The sequence below is a fragment of the Microbacterium sp. NPDC056052 genome (genome assembly GCF_042266785.1).
Classification (GTDB): Bacteria; Actinomycetota; Actinomycetes; order Actinomycetales; family Microbacteriaceae; genus Microbacterium.
Genome location: NZ_JBHJWV010000002.1, coordinates 252609 through 273282 on the forward strand (window position 1 = coordinate 252609; position 20674 = coordinate 273282).

The 20674-nt window shown below is 69.9% G+C and carries 18 protein-coding genes and 1 pseudogene; 7 read left to right on the forward strand and 12 right to left on the reverse strand.

The genetic code is table 11. The features are described 5' to 3' along the window. Positions 1 to 29: 29 nt before the first annotated feature. From ACFC1J_RS05245 to ACFC1J_RS05260, 4 genes are read right to left on the reverse strand one after another with little or no spacing between them, the layout of a single operon-like run. A complete protein-coding gene (locus ACFC1J_RS05245) occupies positions 30 to 923 on the reverse strand; it encodes a carbohydrate ABC transporter permease (RefSeq protein WP_375903165.1) in 894 nt (297 codons plus the stop codon). Continuing rightward, the gene (locus tag ACFC1J_RS05250) at positions 920 to 1900 is read right to left on the reverse strand and encodes a carbohydrate ABC transporter permease (RefSeq protein ID WP_375903166.1); all 981 of its coding nucleotides are present in this window, start codon (positions 1898 to 1900) and stop codon (positions 920 to 922) included. Before ACFC1J_RS05250 ends, ACFC1J_RS05245 begins: the two co-directional genes overlap by 4 nt. Before the next feature lie 4 nt (positions 1901 to 1904). Next, positions 1905 to 3218, reverse strand: a complete 1314-nt coding sequence (locus ACFC1J_RS05255; RefSeq protein ID WP_375903168.1) for an ABC transporter substrate-binding protein — start codon at positions 3216 to 3218, stop codon at positions 1905 to 1907. A 54-nt stretch (positions 3219 to 3272) separates the two neighbouring features. Continuing rightward, positions 3273 to 4490, reverse strand: a complete 1218-nt coding sequence (locus ACFC1J_RS05260) for an aminotransferase class V-fold PLP-dependent enzyme (RefSeq protein WP_375903170.1) — start codon at positions 4488 to 4490, stop codon at positions 3273 to 3275. A 174-nt stretch (positions 4491 to 4664) separates the two neighbouring features. Here ACFC1J_RS05260 and ACFC1J_RS05265 point away from each other — a divergent pair, with 174 nt between their 5' ends. Then, on the forward strand, positions 4665 to 5342 hold the full coding sequence (locus ACFC1J_RS05265; protein ID WP_375903172.1) for a FadR/GntR family transcriptional regulator: 678 nt from the start codon (positions 4665 to 4667) through the stop codon (positions 5340 to 5342). 169 nt (positions 5343 to 5511) lie between these two features. Further along, positions 5512 to 6525 (forward strand): aldo/keto reductase family protein, encoded by a 1014-nt coding sequence (locus ACFC1J_RS05270; RefSeq protein WP_375903174.1) that lies wholly within the window; start codon positions 5512 to 5514, stop codon positions 6523 to 6525. A gap of 122 nt (positions 6526 to 6647) precedes the next feature. On the opposite strand, the gene ACFC1J_RS05275 is transcribed toward ACFC1J_RS05270, so the two are convergent. The 3 genes from ACFC1J_RS05275 to ACFC1J_RS05285 all read right to left on the reverse strand — a co-directional run bounded on the left by ACFC1J_RS05275 (position 6648) and on the right by ACFC1J_RS05285 (position 9126). Further along, positions 6648 to 7157 carry a glycine cleavage system protein R gene (locus ACFC1J_RS05275; RefSeq protein ID WP_375903176.1) on the reverse strand — a complete coding sequence of 170 codons (510 nt, stop codon included), beginning with the start codon at positions 7155 to 7157 and terminating at the stop codon, positions 6648 to 6650. A 71-nt stretch (positions 7158 to 7228) separates the two neighbouring features. Continuing rightward, positions 7229 to 8293 carry a PLP-dependent cysteine synthase family protein gene (locus ACFC1J_RS05280; protein WP_375903178.1) on the reverse strand — a complete coding sequence of 355 codons (1065 nt, stop codon included), beginning with the start codon at positions 8291 to 8293 and terminating at the stop codon, positions 7229 to 7231. Between the two features lie 296 nt (positions 8294 to 8589). Continuing rightward, complete coding sequence (locus ACFC1J_RS05285; protein WP_375903180.1) at positions 8590 to 9126, reverse strand: CGNR zinc finger domain-containing protein; 537 nt, start codon at positions 9124 to 9126, stop codon at positions 8590 to 8592. Between the two features lie 39 nt (positions 9127 to 9165). Between ACFC1J_RS05285 and ACFC1J_RS05290 the strand changes: the two genes are divergently transcribed. From ACFC1J_RS05290 to ACFC1J_RS05310, 5 genes and pseudogenes are all read left to right on the forward strand, one after another. Then, positions 9166 to 10146 carry a DMT family transporter gene (locus ACFC1J_RS05290; protein WP_375903182.1) on the forward strand — a complete coding sequence of 327 codons (981 nt, stop codon included), beginning with the start codon at positions 9166 to 9168 and terminating at the stop codon, positions 10144 to 10146. A gap of 93 nt (positions 10147 to 10239) precedes the next feature. Then, positions 10240 to 10869, forward strand: a pseudogene (locus tag ACFC1J_RS05295) (GntR family transcriptional regulator); the annotation flags it as partial. A gap of 155 nt (positions 10870 to 11024) precedes the next feature. Further along, the gene (locus ACFC1J_RS05300; RefSeq protein WP_375903184.1) at positions 11025 to 12551 is read left to right on the forward strand and encodes an MmgE/PrpD family protein; all 1527 of its coding nucleotides are present in this window, start codon (positions 11025 to 11027) and stop codon (positions 12549 to 12551) included. Positions 12552 to 12682: 131 nt separating this feature from the next. Continuing rightward, positions 12683 to 13591 (forward strand): methylisocitrate lyase, encoded by a 909-nt coding sequence (gene prpB, locus ACFC1J_RS05305; RefSeq protein WP_375903186.1) that lies wholly within the window; start codon positions 12683 to 12685, stop codon positions 13589 to 13591. A 120-nt stretch (positions 13592 to 13711) separates the two neighbouring features. Further along, positions 13712 to 14845, forward strand: a complete 1134-nt coding sequence (locus tag ACFC1J_RS05310) for a bifunctional 2-methylcitrate synthase/citrate synthase (protein WP_375903188.1) — start codon at positions 13712 to 13714, stop codon at positions 14843 to 14845. A gap of 131 nt (positions 14846 to 14976) precedes the next feature. On the opposite strand, the gene ACFC1J_RS05315 is transcribed toward ACFC1J_RS05310, so the two are convergent. The 5 genes from ACFC1J_RS05315 to ACFC1J_RS05335 all read right to left on the reverse strand — a co-directional run bounded on the left by ACFC1J_RS05315 (position 14977) and on the right by ACFC1J_RS05335 (position 20532). Continuing rightward, positions 14977 to 15573, reverse strand: coding sequence for an antibiotic biosynthesis monooxygenase (locus tag ACFC1J_RS05315; RefSeq protein WP_375903190.1), 597 nt, complete (start codon positions 15571 to 15573; stop codon positions 14977 to 14979). Between the two features lie 249 nt (positions 15574 to 15822). Next, complete coding sequence (locus ACFC1J_RS05320) at positions 15823 to 16788, reverse strand: acetylxylan esterase (protein ID WP_375903192.1); 966 nt, start codon at positions 16786 to 16788, stop codon at positions 15823 to 15825. Between the two features lie 10 nt (positions 16789 to 16798). After that, positions 16799 to 18121, reverse strand: a complete 1323-nt coding sequence (gene xylB, locus ACFC1J_RS05325) for a xylulokinase (RefSeq protein ID WP_375903633.1) — start codon at positions 18119 to 18121, stop codon at positions 16799 to 16801. Between the two features lie 131 nt (positions 18122 to 18252). Further along, on the reverse strand, positions 18253 to 19443 hold the full coding sequence (gene xylA / locus ACFC1J_RS05330; protein WP_375903194.1) for a xylose isomerase: 1191 nt from the start codon (positions 19441 to 19443) through the stop codon (positions 18253 to 18255). Positions 19444 to 19533: 90 nt separating this feature from the next. Continuing rightward, a complete protein-coding gene (locus ACFC1J_RS05335) occupies positions 19534 to 20532 on the reverse strand; it encodes a LacI family DNA-binding transcriptional regulator (RefSeq protein ID WP_375903196.1) in 999 nt (332 codons plus the stop codon). Positions 20533 to 20674: the final 142 nt, after the last annotated feature.

Genomic DNA, 20674 nt, shown 5'->3' on the forward strand with positions numbered 1-20674 from the left:
GGAACCAGGATCGAGGCTGGGCGGGCCGGCTACTCCTTGACGGATCCTGCGGTGAGGCCGGCCACGATCCAGCGGCTGGCGACCGCGAAGAGCACCATGGTCGGCAGGATCGTGAGCACCGCGGCGGCCGACATCGAGCCCCAGTCCACGTTGAACGTGGAGATGAAGCTGTTCAGCGCGGCCGGGATCGTGCGGTTCTCCTCGGACTGCATGAGCACGACGGACAGGAACAGCTCGTTCCAGCAGTTCACGAAGTTGAAGATGAACGCGGCGATGATCCCGGGAGTCATGACCGGCACCAGGATCCGGAACAGCGCGCCGAGCCGGGAGCAGCCGTCGATCATCGCCGACTCCTCGAGCGCATCCGGCACGTTCTCGAAGAAGCCGCGCAGCATCACGGTCGAGAACGGGATGCACACGGCGATGTAGACGAGGATCAGCCCTGGCTTGCTGTCGACCAGGCCGAGGTCGGTCATCATCGTGTAGAGCGGGCCGAGCGCGATGAACGCGGGGATCATCTGAGTGAGCAGGAACGCGATGAGCACCGCGCTCTTGCCGCGGAACTCGAACCGCGAGATCACGTACGAGCTGAGCAGCGCGATGAGCGTCGAGGTCGCACCCGCGATGAGGGCGACGATCGCCGAGTTCGCCAGGAACACCCCGAAGTTCGCGTCGGAGAACAGCTTGGCGTAGTTCTGCACCGAGGGCTCGGAGGGCCAGTACTCGATCGGGAAACGGTTCACGGTCTGCGGCGACTTGAACGAGGTCAGCACGATCCAGTACAGCGGGAACAGTGTGATCAGCAGCCAGAGCGCGAGCCCGACCACCTTGACGACGCCGCCGACGGTGATCCGGGAGCGGGAGGAGCGCGCCGGCCGCGAGGAGCCCGTGCGTCCGGTCGTGAGGGTCATGGTGGCGCTCATCGGCTGGCCTTCCGCATCGCGAAGAGGTAGAACGCACAGAACACGAACAGCACCGCGACGACGATGAGGCCGATCGCGCTCGCCGTGCCGTAGTTGCCCTGCTGCGTGAAGTTGATCATCCAGGTCGTGATGATGTGCGTCCGGTTCGCCGGCCCTCCGCCCGTCATCGCCCAGATGATGTCGGGGAAGTTGAAGATCCAGATCACGCGCAGCAGCACGGTGAGGAACAGGGTCGTGGAGATGTACGGGATCACGATCGAGAAGAGCTGGCGCGCCTTGCCGGCGCCGTCCAGGCTCGCCGCCTCCAGGACCTCCTCCGGCACGGACTGCAGCGCGGCGAGGATCATGATCGCGAAGAACGTCACGCCGTACCAGATGTTCGCGACGATCACCGCGAACATCGCGAGCTTCGGATCGGCGAGCCACGGCAGGGGCGCCGAGATCAGATGCGTCTTCATGAGCAAGTCGTTGATCACGCCGAACTCGGCGTTGAACATCCAGCGGAACAACATCCCGATGAGGAATCCGGACACGGCCCAGGGGAAGAACACGAGCGCCTGGTAGACGCCGCGGAAACGGAACCGCTGGCGCAGTGCGAGGGCGATGAGGAAGCCGATCACGAACTGCGGGACCAGGGATCCGATCACCCACAGCACGGTGTTGCCGGCGACGGTCGGGAAGACCGGGTCGGAGAGGACCTTCGCGAAGTTGTCGAAGCCGACGAACGGCGTCGAGGTGAGATCCCAGAGGTTGTAGTCCAGGAACGCCATGCGCGCGCCCTGGAGCATCGGCAGATACGTGAACCAGCACACGAACACGATCGCGGGCGCGAGGAAGGCGAGGATCGTGAGCGCGTGCCGCGCGCGGAACGTGGTGCGGCGGCGCCCGGGGTCCCTGGGGGCGGGGTGCGGCCGCACAGGCCGAGCGGCCCGGCCGGAGGAACCGGCCGGGCGCTCGGCGGCGGAGGTCGAGGTCACGACATCAGCCCTTCTTGTACTTCTCGGTCCAGTACTGGTCCCACGAGGTCAGCAGCTCCTTCGTGGTCATGTTGCCGAGCAGCACGCTCTGCACGTCCTGGTCGGACTTCTGGATCCACTCCGTCCACCACGCGACGCCGCGGGGCTGCTGCACGTTGACGTAGGTGTCGGGGTGCTCGGTCATGGTGACGTAGCTCGTCCACGGACCGGTCGAGTAGAACGGATCCTTGGCCGCGGCCGCGATGATCGGCACCAGGCTGTTCTTCTGCGCGAACGTGGTGGCCGGCTTCGCCGAGGACAGGTACTCGACGAGCTTGACCGCCGCGTCCTTGTGCGCGCTCGACTGCGCGACACCCCAGCCGGCGACGGCGAGGGGCTGCGCCGCCTTGCCGCTCGGGCCGGTGAGCAGCGGCGCGGTGTTCCACTGGTCCTCCTTCAGGCTGGACGCCGAGACGGTCGCGATGACCTCGGGGTCCTGCAGCAGGAAGGCCGTGGTGCCGTTCGTGAAACCGGCCACCATCTCCGGGTAGCCCCAGGAGACGGCCGACGGCGGCGAGGCCTTCTTGAACAGCGCGAAGTAGTCGTCGACGCCCTTCTGCGCGTCGGGCGAGGAGAAGATCGTCTTGCCGTCCTTGAGCAGGAACGCGTTCGAGGTGTCGAGGTCGTCGATCGTGTACGCCTCGATCGCCGCGACCACGTTCGAGTTGGCGTTCTTGCCCCCGCGGAACGCGTAGCCGTACTGGTTCTTCTCCGGATCCTGGATCTTGGAGGCCTGCTCGAGCAGGTCCTTCCAGGACTTGGGCGGCCCGTCGAAGCCCGCGGACTTCACGAGATCGGTGCGGTAGAAGAGCGAGAGGCCGTAGAAGCCGTAGGGGACGAACCAGGTCTTGCCGTCCGAGACGCCGGCCTTCTTGGCGTTGTCGGTGAGCGCGCTCCAGTCGTCCCAGCTCTTCAGATCCGCCGTCATGTCGTACAGCCAGTGGTTGTTCGCGAACGGTCCGACCGTGATGTCACGGGTCTCCAGCACGTCGATGCCCTTGCCGGACTGCAGCATCTGCTGGATCGTCGTGTCGGCCTGCTCGGTCGGCGGCGAGACCAGCTTGACGGTGATGTTCGGGTTGGCCTTCTGGAAGTCGTCGAGCAGGCCGCGGAGGAGCTTGGTGCGGTCGGGGTTCGTCAGGCTCTCGACCATCTGGAGGGTGACCTTGCCGTCGGCGGATCCGCCTCCGCTCGAGGCTCCGCCGGAGCAGGCGCTGAGTGCGAGGAGGGCGACGATGCCGACCCCGGCGATCGAGGCGAGTCGGGTGCGCTTCACCATGGGGCTTCCTTTCATTGGGTGTTGCAGGGCTGGAGCAGGTGGGGGAGGGACGGGTCAGCGACCGGCGAGCTCGAGGATCCGCGGCACGCAGCGCTCGGCGAACGCCTCGAAGTCGGAGGCCTCGTTGTACAGGTGTGCCGAGAGGCGGAAGTAGCCGGCCCCGGCGAAGCTCGTGAAGGCGGTCTCCACGCCGACCTCGTCGAACAGGCGCATGCGCAGGTCGTCCGCCTCCTCGCGGGTCCGCCCGATGCCGAGCGGCAGGCGGATCAGGCGCATCGAGGGGACCGGCATGGGCAGGTCGACGAGCGCGGGCTCGTCGGCGGCGCGCTCGAAGGCCTCCGCGATGATCGAGGCGCCGGCGTCCGCGATCTCGGAGACCGTGTCGCGCGTGCGGTCCCAGCCGTGCTCCCGCTCGATGAACGCGATCGCGGCGGGGGTGGCGAGGTAGGCCGTGGCGTCGATCGTGCCCTGGGTGTCGAAGCGCGCGGGGTACGCGTCCGTCGCGGCCCAGGAGTCGATGAGCGGCCAGAGCTCGTCGCGGTCGGGCGCCTGCGTCACGAGCAGGGCGGATCCGCGCGGTGCGCACGGCCACTTGTGCAGGTTGCCGAACCACCAGTCGCCGCCCCCGACGACCGCCGCATCGGGGATCAGACCGGGCGCGTGGGCGCCGTCGACGAGCACGCGTACGCCGTGCTCGTGCGCGAGTGCGGTGATCTCGGCGGTGGGGAAGCGGCGGCCCGTGGAGGACGTGATCTGGTCGACGACGATGAGCCGCGTGCGCGGGCCGATCTCCTCGGCGAAGCGGGCGACGACCGTGTCCGCGTCGTCCAGCAGGCCGAGGGCGACCGTGCGCAGCCGGGCGCCGAAGCGGCGGGCGAGCCGTGCCGCCCCCATGGTCACGGCGCCGTAGCCGTGGTCCGTGACGAGGATCTCGTCGTCGCGATCCAGCCGCAGGGCGTTGTAGACGACTGTCGCGGCGGCGGAGGCGTTAGGCACGAAGGCGGTGTTCGCGGCATCGGCGCCCACGAGCGGCGCGACCTCGCCGCGGGCGGCCGCGACCTTCTCCGCGATCCGGGGGAACCAGCCGACCGGGCTGAGGTCGGCCTCCCTGCGCAGCGCGTCCTGAACGGCGACGACCTCGGTCGGCACCGCGCCGAAGGACCCGTGGTTCAGGTGCACGATCCGGGGATCGAGCGGCCAGGCGTCACGGGCCCTGTCGTACGAGAGGAGCGGCACCGGGGCGATGCGGGCGGCCGTGCGGGGGTCGTCCATGGGATCTCATCCTTGAAGGGGGCGGGGGGAACAGGTCAACTTGTCGCACAACTTTGGCACAGAAGTCGTGTGCAGGCCAGAGAACGACGACTTTTGGCCCAAAGTCGTCCGACGACTATTCTCAAACCCGGCGGTGCTCCACACTCGTGAGAGGACTCGCCCAGGGAGGAAGCCATGAGCGCACTCGAGACCGCGCTGCACGGGTTGCGTGCGCTCGTCGCGGACGGGGAGCTGCGCCCCGGCGACAAGCTGCCCAGCGAGGGCGAGCTGTGCGAGCAGCTCGGGGTGTCCCGTGGCTCGGTCCGGGAGGCGATCCGGATGCTCGCCGCCCTCGGCGTGCTGGAGACCAGGCACGGATCGGGGAGCTACGTGAGCACGCTCCGCCCCGCCGACCTCATCCGCGGCCTCTCGCTGACGGTCGATGTGCTGCCCCTGGACGCGATTCTGGAGCTCGTCGAGATCCGCCGTCCGCTGGAGGCGCACGCGGCGGCGATCGCCGCCGCACGCGCAGACGAGGAGATGCTCGCGGAGCTGGCCGACCTCGTCGAGCGGATCGCCGACAGCCCCGATCACGACGAGGCATCCCGGCTGGATCACGAGTTCCACATGCGCATCGCGGAGCTCGCCGGTAACGCCGCGCTCACGAGCCTCCTCGAGGTCCTGCGCTCGCGCACCCGGCAGTACCGGATCTTCGACGACGCGGATGCGGCGCAGCTCAAGGTCCTCTCCGACGCCGGGCACCGCGCGATCGCCCGCGGTCTGCTCGCGCGGGATCCCGCCGCGGCCTCGGCGGCGGCTGCCGGGCACGTCGCGCAGACCGAGTACTGGCTGCGCAAGCAGATGGCGGAGTGACGCGTCGGCGCCCCGGCTTCTGCCGTGGCCACGGCTCCCACCCCAACCGCTCACGTCGCGAGAACTGCCGGAACATCTGCCGGAAAGCGGCAGGAGATGCGACGGGAATGTCAGTGTTCGGATGACGGACACGGATCCTGCCGTGACCGGACACGCCTACGCTGGAGCCATGGTCAACTACCGATACCTGGGCAACAGCGGTCTGAAGGTCTCCGAGATCACGTACGGCAACTGGGTCACGCACGCCTCGCAGGTCGAGGACGCCGCCGCGGTCAAGACGGTGCACGCCGCCCTCGACGCCGGCATCACGACGTTCGACACGGCCGACACCTACGCGAACACGGCCGCGGAGGTCGTGCTCGGCAAGGCTCTCGAGGGCCAGCGCCGCGAGAGCCTCGAGATCTTCACGAAGGTCTACTTCCCGACCGGCCCCAAGGGCCCGAACGACACCGGCCTCAGCCGCAAGCACATCCTCGAGTCGATCAACGGATCCCTGAAGCGCCTCGGCACCGACTACGTCGACCTGTATCAGGCGCACCGCTTCGACTACGAGACGCCGCTCGAGGAGACGTTCCAGGCCTTCGCCGACGTCGTGCGGCAGGGCAAGGCGCTCTACATCGGCGTGTCCGAGTGGACCGCTGAGCAGCTTCGCGAGGGCCACGCGCTGGCGAAGCAGCTGGGCGTGCAGCTCATCTCGAACCAGCCGCAGTACTCGATGCTGCACCGCGTGATCGAGGGCAAGGTCGTGCCGGCGTCCCAGGAGCTGGGGATCTCGCAGATCGTCTGGTCACCGATGGCGCAGGGTGTGCTGAGCGGCAAGTACCTGCCCGGGCAGCCGGTGCCGGAGGGCTCGCGCGCGACGGATCCGCACTCGGGCGCGCACTTCATCCAGAGGCTCCTGCAGGACGACATCCTCACCGCCGTCCAGCGGCTGAAGCCCATCGCGGCGGATGCGGGCCTGACGATGCCGCAGCTCGCGATCGCCTGGGTGCTGCAGAACAAGAACGTGGCGGCCGCCCTCGTCGGCGCCTCCCGCCCGGAGCAGCTGGCCGATACGGTCAAGGCCTCCGGCGTGGTGCTCGACGCCGACACCCTGTCCGCGATCGACGGTGCTCTAGCCGGCGTCGTGAACGACGACCCCCAGGACACCTACGAGGTCTCCCCGAAGCAGCGCCTGGTCTGAATCTGGTTCGCCGGGTCCGGCTGCCCCCTCCTGACCGCGAGACTCCATCTCCGCGACGAGACTGCACGCCTGAGCTGCAGTCTCGTCGCCCAGATGGAGTCTCGCGGTAGGTGTGGGGCGGGTCAGGCGACCGTGATGTCGACCTGCAGGTCGTGCGCGATCCGCTCGAGAGCGGCGCGCAGGGCCTCCGGATCCGCATCCGCGGGCACCCGAGCGACGACCGAGGCCTCGAACAGGCGTCCGCCCGCCATCGCCGCATCGCGGGTCTCGGTGGTCATGCTCTCGATGCTCAGGGCGTGCGCGTTCAGCACGCCGGAGATCTCGCGCACGATGCCCGCCCGGTCGTTGCCGAGCACCTGGATCGACAGCTCCTGCGGGGCGTCGGCCGCCTCGGATCCGGATCCGGGGTGCACCGCGACCGTGAGCAGTCCGTCGAGCCCGTGCAGCGACGCGCGCAGCTCCTCGACCCGCTCGACGGGCACCGACACCTGGATCACGCCGGCGAACGTGCCCTCGAGCTCCGCGAGCCGGCTGTTCTCCCAGTTGCCGCCGTGCTCGTCGACGATGTGCGCGACGGTCGCGACGAGGCCTGGGCGGTCGGATCCGACGACGGTGAGGATGAGCGTGGTCATGCCGCCAGCGTAGCGACCGGGGTCCACGCGGTCACGCCCGGATCGCCGCGACGCCGGTCCGGCGGACGGGCTCAGCCCTCGATCCACTCCCCGGTCGTGAGGAAGTGCTCCATGCGCGCGCGATGCGGGGCCAGATCCCAGTCCTGGGCCGCGACCCAGTCGTCGGAGTAGTAGGTGTCCAGATAGCGCGCGCCGCCGTCGCAGATGAGGGTGACCACGCTGCCGCGCTCGCCGGCCCGCAGCATCCGGGCGATGAGCTGGAACGCGCCGACGAGGTTCGTCCCGGTGGATCCGCCGGCCCAGTGCAGCGTGCGCTGCTTGAGCAGCCGGATCGCGGCGACCGAGGCGGCGTCGGAGACCGGGATCATCTCGTCGATGACGCCCGGTACGAACGAGGGTTCGACGCGCGGCCGGCCGATGCCCTCGATCCGGCTCGGGGTGCCGGTGGTGAAGGACGGATCCCCGTTGCGCCAGCCGCCATAGAAGGCCGAGCCCTCGGGATCTACGACCGCGATGCGGGTGTCGTGGCAGCGGTATCGCACGTAACGGCCGAAGGTCGCGCTCGTGCCGCCGGTGCCCGCGCCGACGACGATCCAGCTCGGGATCGGGTGGCGCTCGCGGCTCAGCTGGCTGAAGACGCTCTCAGCGATGTTGTTGTTGCCGCGCCAGTCCGTGGCGCGCTCGGCGTAGGTGAACTGGTCGAGGTAGTGCCCGCCGCACTCGGAGGCGAGGCGTTCGGCCTCGGGATACATGTCTCGCCCCGAGTCCACGAAGTGGCAGCGCCCGCCGTAGAACTCGATGAGGTCGATCTTCTCCTGACTGGTCGAGCGCGGCACGACCGTCACGAACGGCAGGCCCAGCATCCGCGCGAAGTACGCCTCGGACACGGCCGTGGATCCGCTCGAGGCCTCGACCAGCGTCGTGCCCTCGTGGATGCGCCCGTTGACCAGCCCGTACAGGATCAGCGACCGGGCGAGCCGGTGCTTGAGGGATCCGGTCGGGTGCACCGACTCGTCCTTGAGGTAGAGGTCGATGCCCCATTCCGCGGGCAGGGGGAACACGTGCAGGTGCGTGTCGGCGCTGCGGTTCCCGTCCGCCTCGAGCAGGGCGATGGCGGATCCGGTCCAGTCGGTCATGTTCACGAGGGTATCCGCCCCCTCCCACTTCCGCCCGCGCGCCCTCGTGCCCTCGTGCCCTCGTGCCCAGCTCTCCCACTTCCGAGTCGTCCCCACCAGCGGAGGCTATGGGGTGCGCTCATGGGGACGACTCGGATGTGGAGTGTTGCGATCTCCGAGTTGTCCCCACCACCGGAGACTATGGGGTGCGCTGATGGGGACGACTCGAAAGTGGAGGGAGTGCCGGGGGCTGCGGGGGTGGAGGGAGTGCCCGGGGGCTGCGGAAGCGGAGGGGCTCCGGGGGCTCCGGGAGGGGGCTATACCTCGGCGCGGCGGGCGCGGTAGGCGGCGACGGCGTTGCGGTTCGCGCAGACCGTGGAGCAGTAGCGCTTGGAGCGGTTGCGGGAGAGGTCGAGCGCGAGGGCTTCGCAGGTGTCGTCGGCGCAGACCGAGATGCGGGATCCCTCCTCGGCCCGGATCACGTCGATCAGCGCCATCGCGGTCTCCACGATCACGCGCTCGCGCAGGGGGTGGTCGTCGGCGACCGCGTGCAGATGCCAGTCCAGGGTTCCGTGCCGCGCGAGGCGAGGCGTCAGGGCGAAGCCGGCGAGGGCCTCGTTGACGGCGAGGGCCATGTCGTCGCGCGAGGCGAGCAGCATCGCGCGCAGCTGCGGGCGGATCTCGCGCAGCTCCGCCAGCTCCGCCTCGTCGCGATCGATCCGTCCGGTGTAGCCGAACTGACTCACGAAGGCCGCTTCCTCGCTCAGAGAGGTGAGCGTGTCGGGATCCTCGGCCGAGTTCACGAGCCACACGGCGGCCCGGAGAGTCTCCTCGGTGTCATCGGTGAAGATCATGTTGACATCTTACATTGCCGACGAGTAGCGTCACATGTCATGAGCACAATGGCGAATGACAGGCGTGCCGCCGGCATGCGTTCCGGACTGGTCTTCGCCCTCGCTGCCGCGCTCTCCTTCGGGATGAGCGGAGCATGGGCCCGCGGCCTCATGGATGCGGGGTGGAGCCCCGGTGCCGCCGTCACGGTGCGCATGTGGGTTGCCGCGCTCGTCCTGCTCGTGCCGACCCTGCTCGCACTGCGCGGGCGCTGGGGGACGGTCCGGAAGAACGCCGGAATGATCGTCGTGTACGGGCTGCTCGCAGTCACGGCCGCGCAGCTGTGCTTCTTCCAGGCCGTCGCCGTCATGGACGTCGGTCTCGCGCTCCTCATCGAATACACGGCGCCGATCGCGGTCGTGCTCTGGCTCTGGCTCCGGCGCGGGGAGCGCCCCGGCGTGCGTGGCATGGTCGGTGCGGTCGTCGCGTTCATCGGGCTCGTGCTCATGCTGGAGATCTTCACCGGATCCCGGATCGACCCGATCGGGATTCTGTGGGCGCTCGGCGCGATGGTTGGCGCCGCGACCTACTTCCTGCTCTCGGGGCGCAGTGACACCGGGCTGCCTCCGATCGCCCTCGCCGGACTCGGCCTGCTGATCGGATCGATCGGCCTGACCGTCGCGGGCGCGACCGGGATCCTGCCGATGGTCTGGAACACCCGCGACGTCACCTACCGGTTCGGCACGCTGCCGTGGTTCGTGCCGGTCCTCGCGGTCGGGGTGATCGCGACGGCGCTCGCCTACGTGCTCGGCATCGTGTCGACGCGGAGGCTGGGATCCCGCTTCGCGTCGTTCGTGGCGCTCTCGGAAGTGATCGCCGCGCTGCTGTTCGGCTGGCTGTTCCTCGGGCAGCTGCCCGACCTGCTGCAGGCGTTCGGCGGCGCGCTCGTGCTCGTCGGCGTGGTGCTGGTGAAGCTCGGGGAGCCCGTCGTCGACGAGGTGGATCCCGATGCGGTTCCGGAGCCGGCCGAGGCGCTGCACTGACTTATGTATACGAAATAGGCCAGTCTCGGCAGAAACTCGCCTAGCGTTCGCCTTTGTGTATACACTGGCGACATGACCATCGTCGCCGAGGGGATGCGCGCGGGGGAGTTCGCCTACCGTGCGCTGCTCGAGGAGATCCAGTCCGGATCCCTCGCCGCCGGCACCGTGCTCGCCGAGGTCGAGCAGGCCGAGCGGCTCGGTGTGAGCCGAACCCCGCTGCGCGAGGCCCTGCGCCGGCTGACGGCGGACGGGCTCGTCGAGCAACTCTCGCCGCGCATCACGGTGGTCGCCGCGATCGACGCCGACGACATCCGCGATCTGTTCGTGCTGCGCCGCGCGCTCGAGGAGAGCACCGCGCGCGCCGCCGCGGCCGCGGGCGACCGCGCGGAGTTCACCGAGCTCGCCGCCCGCTTCGCCCACGCCGCCGAGGCGCTCGGGGACGAGGCGGGGCGCGCGCAGTACTACGCGCTCATCGCCCGCTTCGACGAGGCGCTCGACGCGGCCGTCGGCAACGACTACCTCACGGCCGCGCTGCGCACCGTGCGCACCCACCTCGTGCGCGTGCGCCGGATGGCGCGGGACAAGCCCGCGCGTCTCGCCGCGAGCGCCGGTGAGCACCGGCTGATCGCGGAGGCGATCGGATCCGGAGATGGCGACCTCGCTGCGCACGCCACTCACGTCCACCTGCACAACGCGCTCGCGAGCATCCTCGACTCGCTGAGCACGGAAGAGCACGGCGTTTCGTCTCTGCGTTTCGATTCGCCTTCGGCTCACTCAACGAACACCGGCTCCGCCGGTGCTCGCTCAACGACCCCGGGGGAGTCCGCCGGCTCCGCCGGTGCCCGCTCAACGACCCCGAACGGAAAGAAGGCCAGAGCATGACCGTCACCCACCACCTCCGCGTGCACCGCAGCGACGAGCAGCTCCCGCGCGAGGGGCAGCTCGCCTGGCGCATCGCCGAGATCGCCGCCGACCCGGTGGAGGTCGACGCCGACGTCGTCGACATGATCATCAACCGCGTGATCGACAACGCGTCCGTCGCGGCCGCCTCGCTCACCCGCGCCCCCGTCAGCGCCGCCCGTCAGCAGGCGCTGGACCACCCCGTCTCGGTGAACGGATCCGGATCCACCGTGTTCGGCTGCGCACTCGAGCGCCGCACGAGCCCGGAGTGGGCGGCGTGGGCGAACGGCGTCGCCGTGCGCGAGCTGGACTACCACGACACCTTCCTCGCCGCCGAGTACTCGCACCCCGGCGACAACATCCCGCCGATCCTCGCGGTGGCGCAGCACGTCGGCGCCGACGGCCGCGCGCTCGTCCGCGGCATCGCGACCGGCTACGAGATCCAGGTCGACCTCGTGAAGGCGATCAGCCTGCACGCGCACAAGATCGACCACGTCGCGCACCTCGGGCCCTCTGCCGCCGCCGGCATCGGCACCCTGCTCGGCCTCGACGTCGAGACCATCTACCAGGCCGTCGGGCAGGCACTGCACACCACCACCGCCACGCGGCAGAGCCGCAAGGGTGAGATCTCCACGTGGAAGGCGCACGCCCCCGCCTTCGCGGGCAAGATGGCGGTCGAGGCCGTCGACCGGGCGATGCGCGGCGAGACCTCGCCGAGCCCGATCTACGAGGGCGAGGACGGCGTGGTCGCCTGGATGCTGGACGGGCCGGACGCGTCGTACGACGTGCCGCTGCCCGTGACCGGCGAGCCCAAGCGCGCGATCCTGGACACCTACACGAAGGAGCACTCGGCGGAGTACCAGGCGCAGGCCTGGATCGACCTCGCCCGGAAGCTGCACAACGAGCGCCCGGAGCTGACGGATCCCGCGAACATCTCCTCGATCGTGATCCACACCAGCCACCACACGCACTACGTGATCGGATCCGGCGCGAACGACCCGCAGAAGTACGACCCGCACGCGTCCCGCGAGACGCTGGACCACTCGATCCCGTACATCTTCGCGGTGGCCCTGCAGGACGGCGCCTGGCACCACGTCGACTCCTACGCGCCCGAGCGCGCGCAGCGCGAGGACACGGTCGCGCTCTGGCACAAGGTCACCACCGCCGAGGATGCGGAGTGGGCTCGTCGCTACCACTCGATCGACCCCGCCGAGAAGGCGTTCGGCGGGCGCGTCGAGATCCGCCTGACGAACGGCGAGACGGTGACGGACGAGATCGCCGTGGCCGACGCGCACCCGCTCGGCGCGCGGCCGTTCGCGCGGGAGGACTACATCCGCAAGTTCCGGATCCTCGCTGAGCCGGTGCTCGAGCCGGCCGAGATCGAGCGGTTCCTCGCCCTCGTGCAGCGGCTGCCCGAACTCACCGCCGCCGAGGTCGCCGAGCTGTCGATCGTCGCGGCCCCCGGCGTGCTCGCGGCCGCGCCGGCGCCCAAGGGCCTGTTCTGATCGATCGTGTCCCGTTTCCGGCGCTGTGATGTCCCATATCCGGTTCGGAATCCCGCAGATTCCGAGCCGGAAGTGGGACACGGTCACGGCGCCGGCCTGAGGAAGAACTGAGAAGGACTGAGGAGAGACTGATGCTGTACGCCACCACACCGGCCGCGGAGAAGCGGCGGATCCTCCGCGAGCGGCTCGCCGCGGGCGAGCTGCTGCGCTTCCCCGGCGCGTTCAATCCGCTCTCCGCCCGGCTCATCGAGCGCAAGGGCTTCGACGGCGTCTACATCTCCGGCGCCGTGCTGTCGGCGGATCTGGGCCTGCCCGACATCGGCCTCACCACGCTCACCGAGGTGGCGGGGCGGGGGCAGCAGATCGCCCGGATGACCGAGCTGCCGGCGATCATCGACGCCGACACCGGCTTCGGCGAGCCCATGAACGTGGCCCGCACGATCCAGACGCTCGAGGATGCCGGCCTTGCCGGCACTCACATCGAGGACCAGATCAACCCCAAGCGCTGCGGGCACCTCGACGGCAAGGCTGTGGTCGACGAGTCCACCGCGACCAAGCGCATCAGGGCCGCGGTCGACGCCCGGCGGGATCCGAACTTCCTCATCATGGCGCGCACCGACATTCGCGCGGTGGAGGGCATCGACGCCGCCGTCGACCGGGCCAAGGCCCTCGTCGACGCCGGGGCGGACGCGATCTTCCCCGAGGCGATGCGCACGCTCGCGGAGTTCGAGCGGATGGCATCCGAGCTCGACGTGCCGATCCTCGCGAACATGACGGAGTTCGGCAAGAGCGAGCTCTTCACGACCGAGCAGCTGCGCAGCGCCGGCGTGAGCATCGTGATCTGGCCGGTCTCGATGCTCCGGATCGCGATGGGCGCGACGGGGCGTGCGCTGGATACGCTGAACGAGGAGGGGAGTCTGACCTCCGCGCTCGGCGAGATGCAGCACCGGGCGGATCTGTACGACCTCATCGACTACGAGTCGTACAACCACTTCGACACGAACGTCTTCAACTTCACGATCGACACCACCGGGCGTTGAGCGCCCTTCGTCTCGCTGCGCTCGCTCAGGGACCGATAGAGGGAACGGTTCCTGAGCGAGGAGCGCAGCGACGAGACCAAGGACGCTCAACGACCCCGTGAATTGCAAAGGAGCAGCACCATGAGCGACCCCGACATCAAGAAGGGCCTCGCGGGCGTCGTCGTCGACACGACGGCGATCTCGAAGGTCAACCCCGAGACCAACAGCCTGCTCTACCGCGGGTACCCCGTGCAGGAGCTCGCGGCGACCCAGCCTTTCGAGGCTGTCGCCTACCTGCTCTGGAACGGCGAGCTGCCCAGCGCCGACCAGCTCGCGGCCTTGCGCGCGACCGAGCGCGAGCACCGTGCGCTCGCCGCCAACGTCAAGGCCGCGATCGACCTGGTGCCGGTCGAGGCCCACCCGATGGACGAGATCCGCACGGCGGTCAGCCTGCTCGGCGCCTCGGATGCGGGGGGATCCGGATCCGTGCTCGACGCGAGCGGCACCCCCGAGCAGAACCTCGAGCGCAGCATCCGGCTGTTCGCCGCGCTCCCGGCGATCGTCGCCTACGGGCAGCGCCGCCGCCGCGGCGAGGACATCGTCGCCCCGCGCGACGACCTGGACTACTCCGCGAACTTCCTCTGGATGACCTTCGGCACCGAGCCGGATCCGGTCGTCGTCGATGCGTTCAACCGCTCGATGATCCTGTACGCGGAGCACTCCTTCAACGCGTCGACCTTCACGGCGCGCGTCATCACCTCGACGCTGAGCGACCTGTACTCCGCGGTGGTCGGCGCGATCGGCGCGCTCAAGGGCCCGCTGCACGGCGGTGCGAACGAGGCGGTGCTGCACATCTTCGACGAGATCGGCGAGGCGTCGAACGTGAACGCCTGGCTGGACACGGCGCTCGCCGAGAAGCGCAAGATCATGGGCTTCGGGCACCGCGTCTACAAGAACGGCGACTCCCGGGTGCCGACCATGAAGGCGGCGCTGGACACGCTCGTGGAGCACTACGACCGCCCCGACGTCGAGGCGCTGTACACGACGCTCGCGAACGAGTTCGTGGCGCGCAAGGGGATCCACCCGAACCTCGACTACCCGTCGGGCCCGGCGTACAACCTCATCGGCTTCGACACGCTGACCTTCACGCCGCTGTTCGTGGCGTCGCGGGTCACGGGCTGGACCGCCCACGTCATGGAGCAGGCCGCATCGAACGCCCTGATCCGCCCGCTCTCGGCCTACGACGGGGTGCCAGAGCGCCACGTCGAGGTCTGACCGGACGGTCTGCCCACCTCGCACGTTCGAAGGACGATTGTCGTTCTGCAGGAGGATCCCCTCGGATCCGTCCTGCGGAATAGCGGTCGTTCTCTGTTCTCAGGGGCGGATCAGGTTTCTTGGGGACGGGGTCAGCGGGCCAGCCACCGGCGCAGCGAGCGCGTCACGAACGGCAGCACCCAGTACGTCATGATCGGTGTCAGTACGACCGTGGTCGCGAGCACGCGGAGCCAGATCGGCAGGCCGTTCCAGCCGGGCACGGGGCTCATCAGATAGGTGAAGACGAGGTTCACCGGGAAGAAGCCGAGCCAGATCGACACGGCCTGCTTCCACCGCGGCGGCGACGGCGCGACCAGGACCGTGGTCGCGCCGGTCGAGGAGGACACCGAGATCGTCTCGGTCGAGGGCTCGTCGAACCAGCCCTCGATCCCGGTCCGCCGCCGGGTGCGCTCGCTGCGCACGAAGCCTTCGCCCATCGACAGCCACCACGTGCGCTCCTTCGACGCCTCCCAGGCGTCGAGGGCCGCCTCGTCCGCGAAGCGGTAGAGCATGTGCCAGTGGTGCGAGTCCTCGCCGTCGCGCACCCAGCCGGATCCGAGGAAGCCGGGGTGGGAGCTTGCGAGGTTCACCCCCGTCTGCACCCAGGCCGTGGCCTCGGCGATGCGGGCGGGATCGACCTCACGGCGGATCGACACGGTGATGGGCGCGGGCGACGGCGTACCGGACATGGTGGGTCCTTCGGGGGAGTGCGTGCTTGTGGCGTCCCCGAGTGTACGCATCCCGTGTTTCCCGGATGTTGCGGACTGCCGGCCCCGGCCGCGCGGAGCGCTCCTCAGGTCGCACTTCCCCGGTTCAGGTCGCACTTCCGCCGTTCAGGTCGCACTTTCGGTCCCAAAGTCGGGTTTTTGGAGCCGAAAGTGCGACCTGAACGGCCCGCGGGTCTGCAGGCGGATCCGACCCGCCAGAACGGCGGCGTGTCAGAGGCGCTCGGCGAGCCAAGCGGTCTGGCGCAGCCACTGGGCGAAGCCGCCGCCCTCGTGGCCGTTGAACTCGTAGACCTCGATCGTCGCGTCGTCCGTCACCAGGTGGTTGTAAGCGGCGAAGACGCTGGACGGCAGCACGATGTCGTCCATGAGCGCCACCGAGAACAGCGCCGACTTCGTGATGCGACGTGCGAAGTTGACGCCGTCGAAATACGACAGGGTCCGGAAGGTCTGCTCGACGCGGTCGCGGTGCACGGCGAGATAGCGCTCGATCTCGCGGAACGGATGCTCGGGGGTCAGCAGGACCGAGCGTCGGAAGTGGCTCAGGAACGGCACGTCGGGCATGACCGCGGCGACGCCGGGGTGCAGTGCCGCCACGGCGATGCTGATGCCGCCGCCCTGGCTGCCGCCGGTGACCGCGATCCGCGCCGGGTCGGCGAACGCGAAGCCCTGCACGGCATCCACGAGCAGGGCGGCGTCGGTGAACACCCGGCGGTAGTAGTAGTCCTCGGGGCGGGCGATGCCGCGTGTCATGAAGCCGGGCGTCGCCCCGTCCGATCCGTGCGGATCCGGGGTGGTGCCGCCGGATCCCCAGCCGGCGCCCTGGCCACGGGTGTCCATGAGCACGTGCGCATACCCCGAGGCGGCCCACTGGAGCCGCTCGCCGGGGATGCCCCGGCCACCGCCGTAGCCGAGGTATTCGATGACGACGGGCAGGCGTCCCTCCCGGCGAGGGCGGGTGACCCAGCCGCGGATCCGCTCGCCGCCGAAGCCGGAGAACGCGAGGTCCTCGACGATGAGCTCGTCGATCGGGGTCGCGGCGGGTGACAGCTCGGCAGGGGCGGCGAGTTCTCGAGATCCGGTGAGCGTGTCCTGCCAGAACGTGTCGAAGTCGGCGGGTTCGGCGACCTCGGGAAGGTAGGTGCGCAGGTCGGCGAGGGGAAGATCGGTCAGCGGCATGCCCGTCAGCCTAGGGGCGATCCGCGCCGTGGGGCGCGAGCGCCGGGTGCGTCAAGGCGGCGGCCTGCCGTGCGGCCCCCAGTGCCACGTACTCGCCCGGTTCGGGCACGATGACCGGCAGGCCGAGGATCTCGGGCGCGATCCGGCGCACCGCCTCGGACTGCGCGCCACCGCCGATGAGCAGCGCGCGCTCGAGGGGGATGCCGAGCCCGCGGAGGGCGTCGAGCCCGGCGCCCAGGCCGCGCAGCATCCCTTCGACGGCGGCGCGGGCGAGGTTCGCGCGCGTGGTGGAGGCGAGCGTCATCCCGGTCAGCGACGCCGTGGCGTCGGGGAGGTTCGGGGTGCGCTCGCCCTCGAAGTACGGCAGCAGAGTCAGCCCGTCGGCCCCCGCCGCGGCGTGCAGGGCGAGGGTGCTGAGCTCGTCGTGCGTGACGCCGAGCAGGGCGGCCGTGACGTCGAGCACACGGGCCGCGTTGAGGGTCGCGACGAGGGGGAGGAAGCGCCCCGCGGCGTCGGCGAAGCCCGCGACCGTGCCAGAGGGATCCGAGATCGGCGCGCGGCTGATCGCGCACACCGTGCCCGAGGTGCCGATCGACACCACGACGTCGCCGGGCTCCGCTCCGAGTCCGAGCGCGGCGGCGGCGTTGTCGCCGGCGCCGGGACCGACCGCGCGGCCGGCGGGATCCGTGACCGCGTCGGCAGGTCCCAGCACGCGCGGCAGGATCGCGTCGTGTCCGAGCGCGGCGATGAGCAGCTCCCGGTCGTACGACCCGTCGGCGGGGTTCCAGTAGCCGGTTCCGCTCGCGTCGGAGCGGTCGGTGACGAGCTCGTCGAACACCGGGCCGAGCGGCGACGCGCCGGCCGGGCCGTAGCCGCGCAGCCGCCAGGTCAGCCAGTCGTGCGGGAGTGCCACCGCCGCGACGCGTGCGGCGTTGTCCGGCTCCGCGTCCCGCAGCCAGCGCAGCTTCGTGAGGGTGAACGACGCGACGGGGACGAGCCCGGTGCGGGCGGCGAGCGCGTCCGCACCGAACTCGGCGATCAGATCCTGGGCAGCCTGCGCCGAGCGGGTGTCGTTCCACAGCAGCGCATGGCGGACGACGGATCCGGATGAATCCAGCGCGACCATGCCGTGCTGCTGCCCGCCGATCGACCAGGCCGAGACGTCGGCGATCCCGCCGGCGTCGGCGATCGCGGCGTTCAGCGCGTGCCACCACGCCTCGGGGTCGACGGTGGTCCCGTCCGGATGCGACGCCCTTCCGGTGCGGACGACGGATCCGGATCCGGCGTCGACGATCACGACCTTGCAGGACTGGGTGGACGAGTCCACGCCCATCACGAGCGGCACGGGAGCTTCCTTTCGCGGGTTCGAGGTGTCGAGGCCCCTCCGTGGTACCGATGCCCCCTCTCAGCAGCGTGTCTGGGAGGGGGCCTCGGCGCTCGGAGGGGGCGTCGACGGGAGGGGACTCAGCGGGCGCCGAGGAGGTGCTCGGTCGCGAGCTGCTGCACGCGCACGAACCCGAAGCCCTTGCCGCCGAAGTACGCGTCCGTGTCGAAGTCCTCGTAGGCGGAGCGGTCGGCGAGCAGGGTATCGTAGCCCTCGCCGGACGCGAGGGTGGGCGTGGACAGCTCGTCGACGCGCGACGCGGCCAGTGCCTCCTGCACCTCGGGATCGGCCCGGAACGCTGCGGCGCGCTCCTTGAGCAGCAGGTAGGTGCGCATGTTCGCGCTCGCCGAATCCCACACGCCGGTCTCGTCCTCGGTGCGGCTCGGCTTGTAGTCGAAGTGGCGCGGGCCGTCGTAGGCGGGCACGCCGCCCGGACCGCCGTTCTCGAGCAGGTCGACGAGGGCGAACGCGTTGTGCAGGTCGCCGTGGCCGAACACCAGATCCTGGTCGTACTTGATGCCGCGCTGTCCGTTCAGATCGATGTGGAAGAGCTTGCCGTGGTACAGCGCCTGCGCGATGCCGGCGGCGAAGTTGAGTCCGGCCATCTGCTCGTGGCCGACCTCGGGGTTGAGACCCACGAGCTCGGGGCGCTCGAGGGAGTCGATGAACGCGAGCGCATGGCCCAGCGTCGGCAGCAGGATGTCGCCGCGCGGCTCGTTCGGCTTCGGCTCGATCGCGAAGCGGATGTCGTATCCCTTCTCGGTCACGTAGTCGCCGAGGAGGTTCACGGCCTCGCGGTAGCGCTCCAGCGCTGCGCGGATATCCTTCGCGGAGTCGTACTCGGCGCCCTCGCGCCCACCCCACATGACGAACGTCTTCGCGCCCAGTTCGGCGCCGAGGTCGAGCTGGCGCAGCACCTTGCGCAGCGCGTAGCGGCGCACGGCGCGGTCATTCGAGGTGAAGCCGCCGTCCTTGAAGACCGGAGCGCTGAACAGGTTCGTGGTCACCATCGGCACCACGAGTCCGGTGTCGGCCAGCGCTCCGGTGAGGCGGTCGATCTGGGTCTGCCGCTCGGCGTCGGTGGATCCGAACGCGAACAGGTCGTCGTCGTGGAAGGTCAGGCCGTAGGCGCCGAGCTCCGCCAGCTTCTCCACGGCGTGGACGACGTCGAGGGCCGGGCGGGTCGGGCCGCCGAAGGGGTCGGCGCCGTTGTAGCCGACGGTCCAGAGTCCGAACGAGAACTTGTCCTCGCGGGTGGGGGTGAGTGACATGATGATCCGCCTTCAGCGTCCTCGGTGAAATGTTGTAGCAGCGAACATATCAGTGAGGCCCAGCGTCCGCAACGTCCGGCGGATCGGTGCTCAGCGCCGGGCGGCGGCTGTCGAGTTCCGCACGATCAGCTCGGCCGGCATCCGCACGTGCTCCCGCGGCGCCCCGTCGAGCATCGCCAGGAGCAGGTGCACCGCCGCCGCGCCCATCTCCGTGAGGGGCTGGCGCACGGTGGTCAGCTGAGGCGTGTGCGCCGCGGCCTCCGGCACGTCGTCGAAGCCGACGACGGAGAGGTCGTCCGGAACGCGCAGGCCGCGCTCGACGGCGACGCGGATCATCTCGATCGCGGACAGGTCGTTGGCGGCGAACACCGCGGTGGGCGGGTCGGCGAGATCGAGGAGCGCGTGGGCGCCGGCGGTGGATGCCGCGGCGCGATAGCCGCCGTCCGCGACGAGTGCCGGATCGAACGGGATCCCGGCATCCTCGAGGGCTCGCCGATAGCCGTCCTCCCGCTGATGCGCCGACTCGAGATCCGTCCGGCCGCGCAGGTGCGCGATGCGCCGGTGCCCGAGGGTGACCAGGTGCGCGGTCGCGGCGCGCGCCCCGTCGACGTTCAGAACGCTCACGCTCGCGGGCCCCTCGGATCCCTCGTGGGGGTCGATCGCCACGATCGGCACGGCTCCCTCCGTCGGCGTCGTGGTCGGCGTCACCAGGATCGCGCCGTCGATCAGGGTTCCGCCCAGGCGCGACAGGGAGCGGCGCTCCCATCCGCGGTGGTCGCCGGCGGACACGGTCCCGGCATAGGCCAGCACGTCGAACCGCGTCCCCTGCAGGGCTGTCGACACACCCTGCAGCAGCTGCACGGCGAACGGCTCGAACTCGGCCACCAGCACGCCGATCACGTCGGTGCGGCGGCGTCGCATGGAGGTCGCGACCAGCGAGCTCTCGTAGCCGAGCCGCTCGACGACCTCCTGGACGTGCGCGAGCGTGGTGGGTGCGACCCCGTCGCGGCCGTTGATCGCCTTCGAGACGGTCGCGACCGAGACGCCCGCGGCCCGGGCGACGTCATGGATCGTGATGCGTGGGCTCATCGCATCAATCTATCGATAGAAAACGTTATCGATATCGTTTGACATGCGCGGATCCGGGGTGCCAGAGTAGGCGCACAGCACATTCGCTGTAGCCGACAACAAATTGTCGACTCAGTGCTGAACTCGACGATGAGGAGAAGAC

Coding starts and splice junctions, on each gene's coding strand:
- ACFC1J_RS05285 (WP_375903180.1), bottom strand. CDS start 9,126: ATGATCTTCACCGATGACACCGAGGAGACTCTCCGGGCCGCCGTGTGG.
- ACFC1J_RS05275 (WP_375903176.1), bottom strand. CDS start 7,157: ATGACCACGCTCATCCTCACCGTCGTCGGATCCGACCGCCCAGGCCTC.
- xylB (WP_375903633.1), bottom strand. CDS start 18,121: ATGGGCGTGGACTCGTCCACCCAGTCCTGCAAGGTCGTGATCGTCGAC.
- ACFC1J_RS05245 (WP_375903165.1), bottom strand. CDS start 923: ATGAGCGCCACCATGACCCTCACGACCGGACGCACGGGCTCCTCGCGG.
- ACFC1J_RS05260 (WP_375903170.1), bottom strand. CDS start 4,490: ATGGACGACCCCCGCACGGCCGCCCGCATCGCCCCGGTGCCGCTCCTC.
- ACFC1J_RS05300 (WP_375903184.1), top strand. CDS start 11,025: ATGACCGTCACCCACCACCTCCGCGTGCACCGCAGCGACGAGCAGCTC.
- ACFC1J_RS05270 (WP_375903174.1), top strand. CDS start 5,512: ATGGTCAACTACCGATACCTGGGCAACAGCGGTCTGAAGGTCTCCGAG.
- ACFC1J_RS05280 (WP_375903178.1), bottom strand. CDS start 8,293: ATGACCGACTGGACCGGATCCGCCATCGCCCTGCTCGAGGCGGACGGG.
- prpB (WP_375903186.1), top strand. CDS start 12,683: ATGCTGTACGCCACCACACCGGCCGCGGAGAAGCGGCGGATCCTCCGC.
- ACFC1J_RS05335 (WP_375903196.1), bottom strand. CDS start 20,532: ATGAGCCCACGCATCACGATCCATGACGTCGCCCGGGCCGCGGGCGTC.
- ACFC1J_RS05290 (WP_375903182.1), top strand. CDS start 9,166: ATGAGCACAATGGCGAATGACAGGCGTGCCGCCGGCATGCGTTCCGGA.
- xylA (WP_375903194.1), bottom strand. CDS start 19,443: ATGTCACTCACCCCCACCCGCGAGGACAAGTTCTCGTTCGGACTCTGG.
- ACFC1J_RS05265 (WP_375903172.1), top strand. CDS start 4,665: ATGAGCGCACTCGAGACCGCGCTGCACGGGTTGCGTGCGCTCGTCGCG.
- ACFC1J_RS05320 (WP_375903192.1), bottom strand. CDS start 16,788: ATGCCGCTGACCGATCTTCCCCTCGCCGACCTGCGCACCTACCTTCCC.
- ACFC1J_RS05310 (WP_375903188.1), top strand. CDS start 13,712: ATGAGCGACCCCGACATCAAGAAGGGCCTCGCGGGCGTCGTCGTCGAC.
- ACFC1J_RS05315 (WP_375903190.1), bottom strand. CDS start 15,573: ATGTCCGGTACGCCGTCGCCCGCGCCCATCACCGTGTCGATCCGCCGT.
- ACFC1J_RS05255 (WP_375903168.1), bottom strand. CDS start 3,218: ATGGTGAAGCGCACCCGACTCGCCTCGATCGCCGGGGTCGGCATCGTC.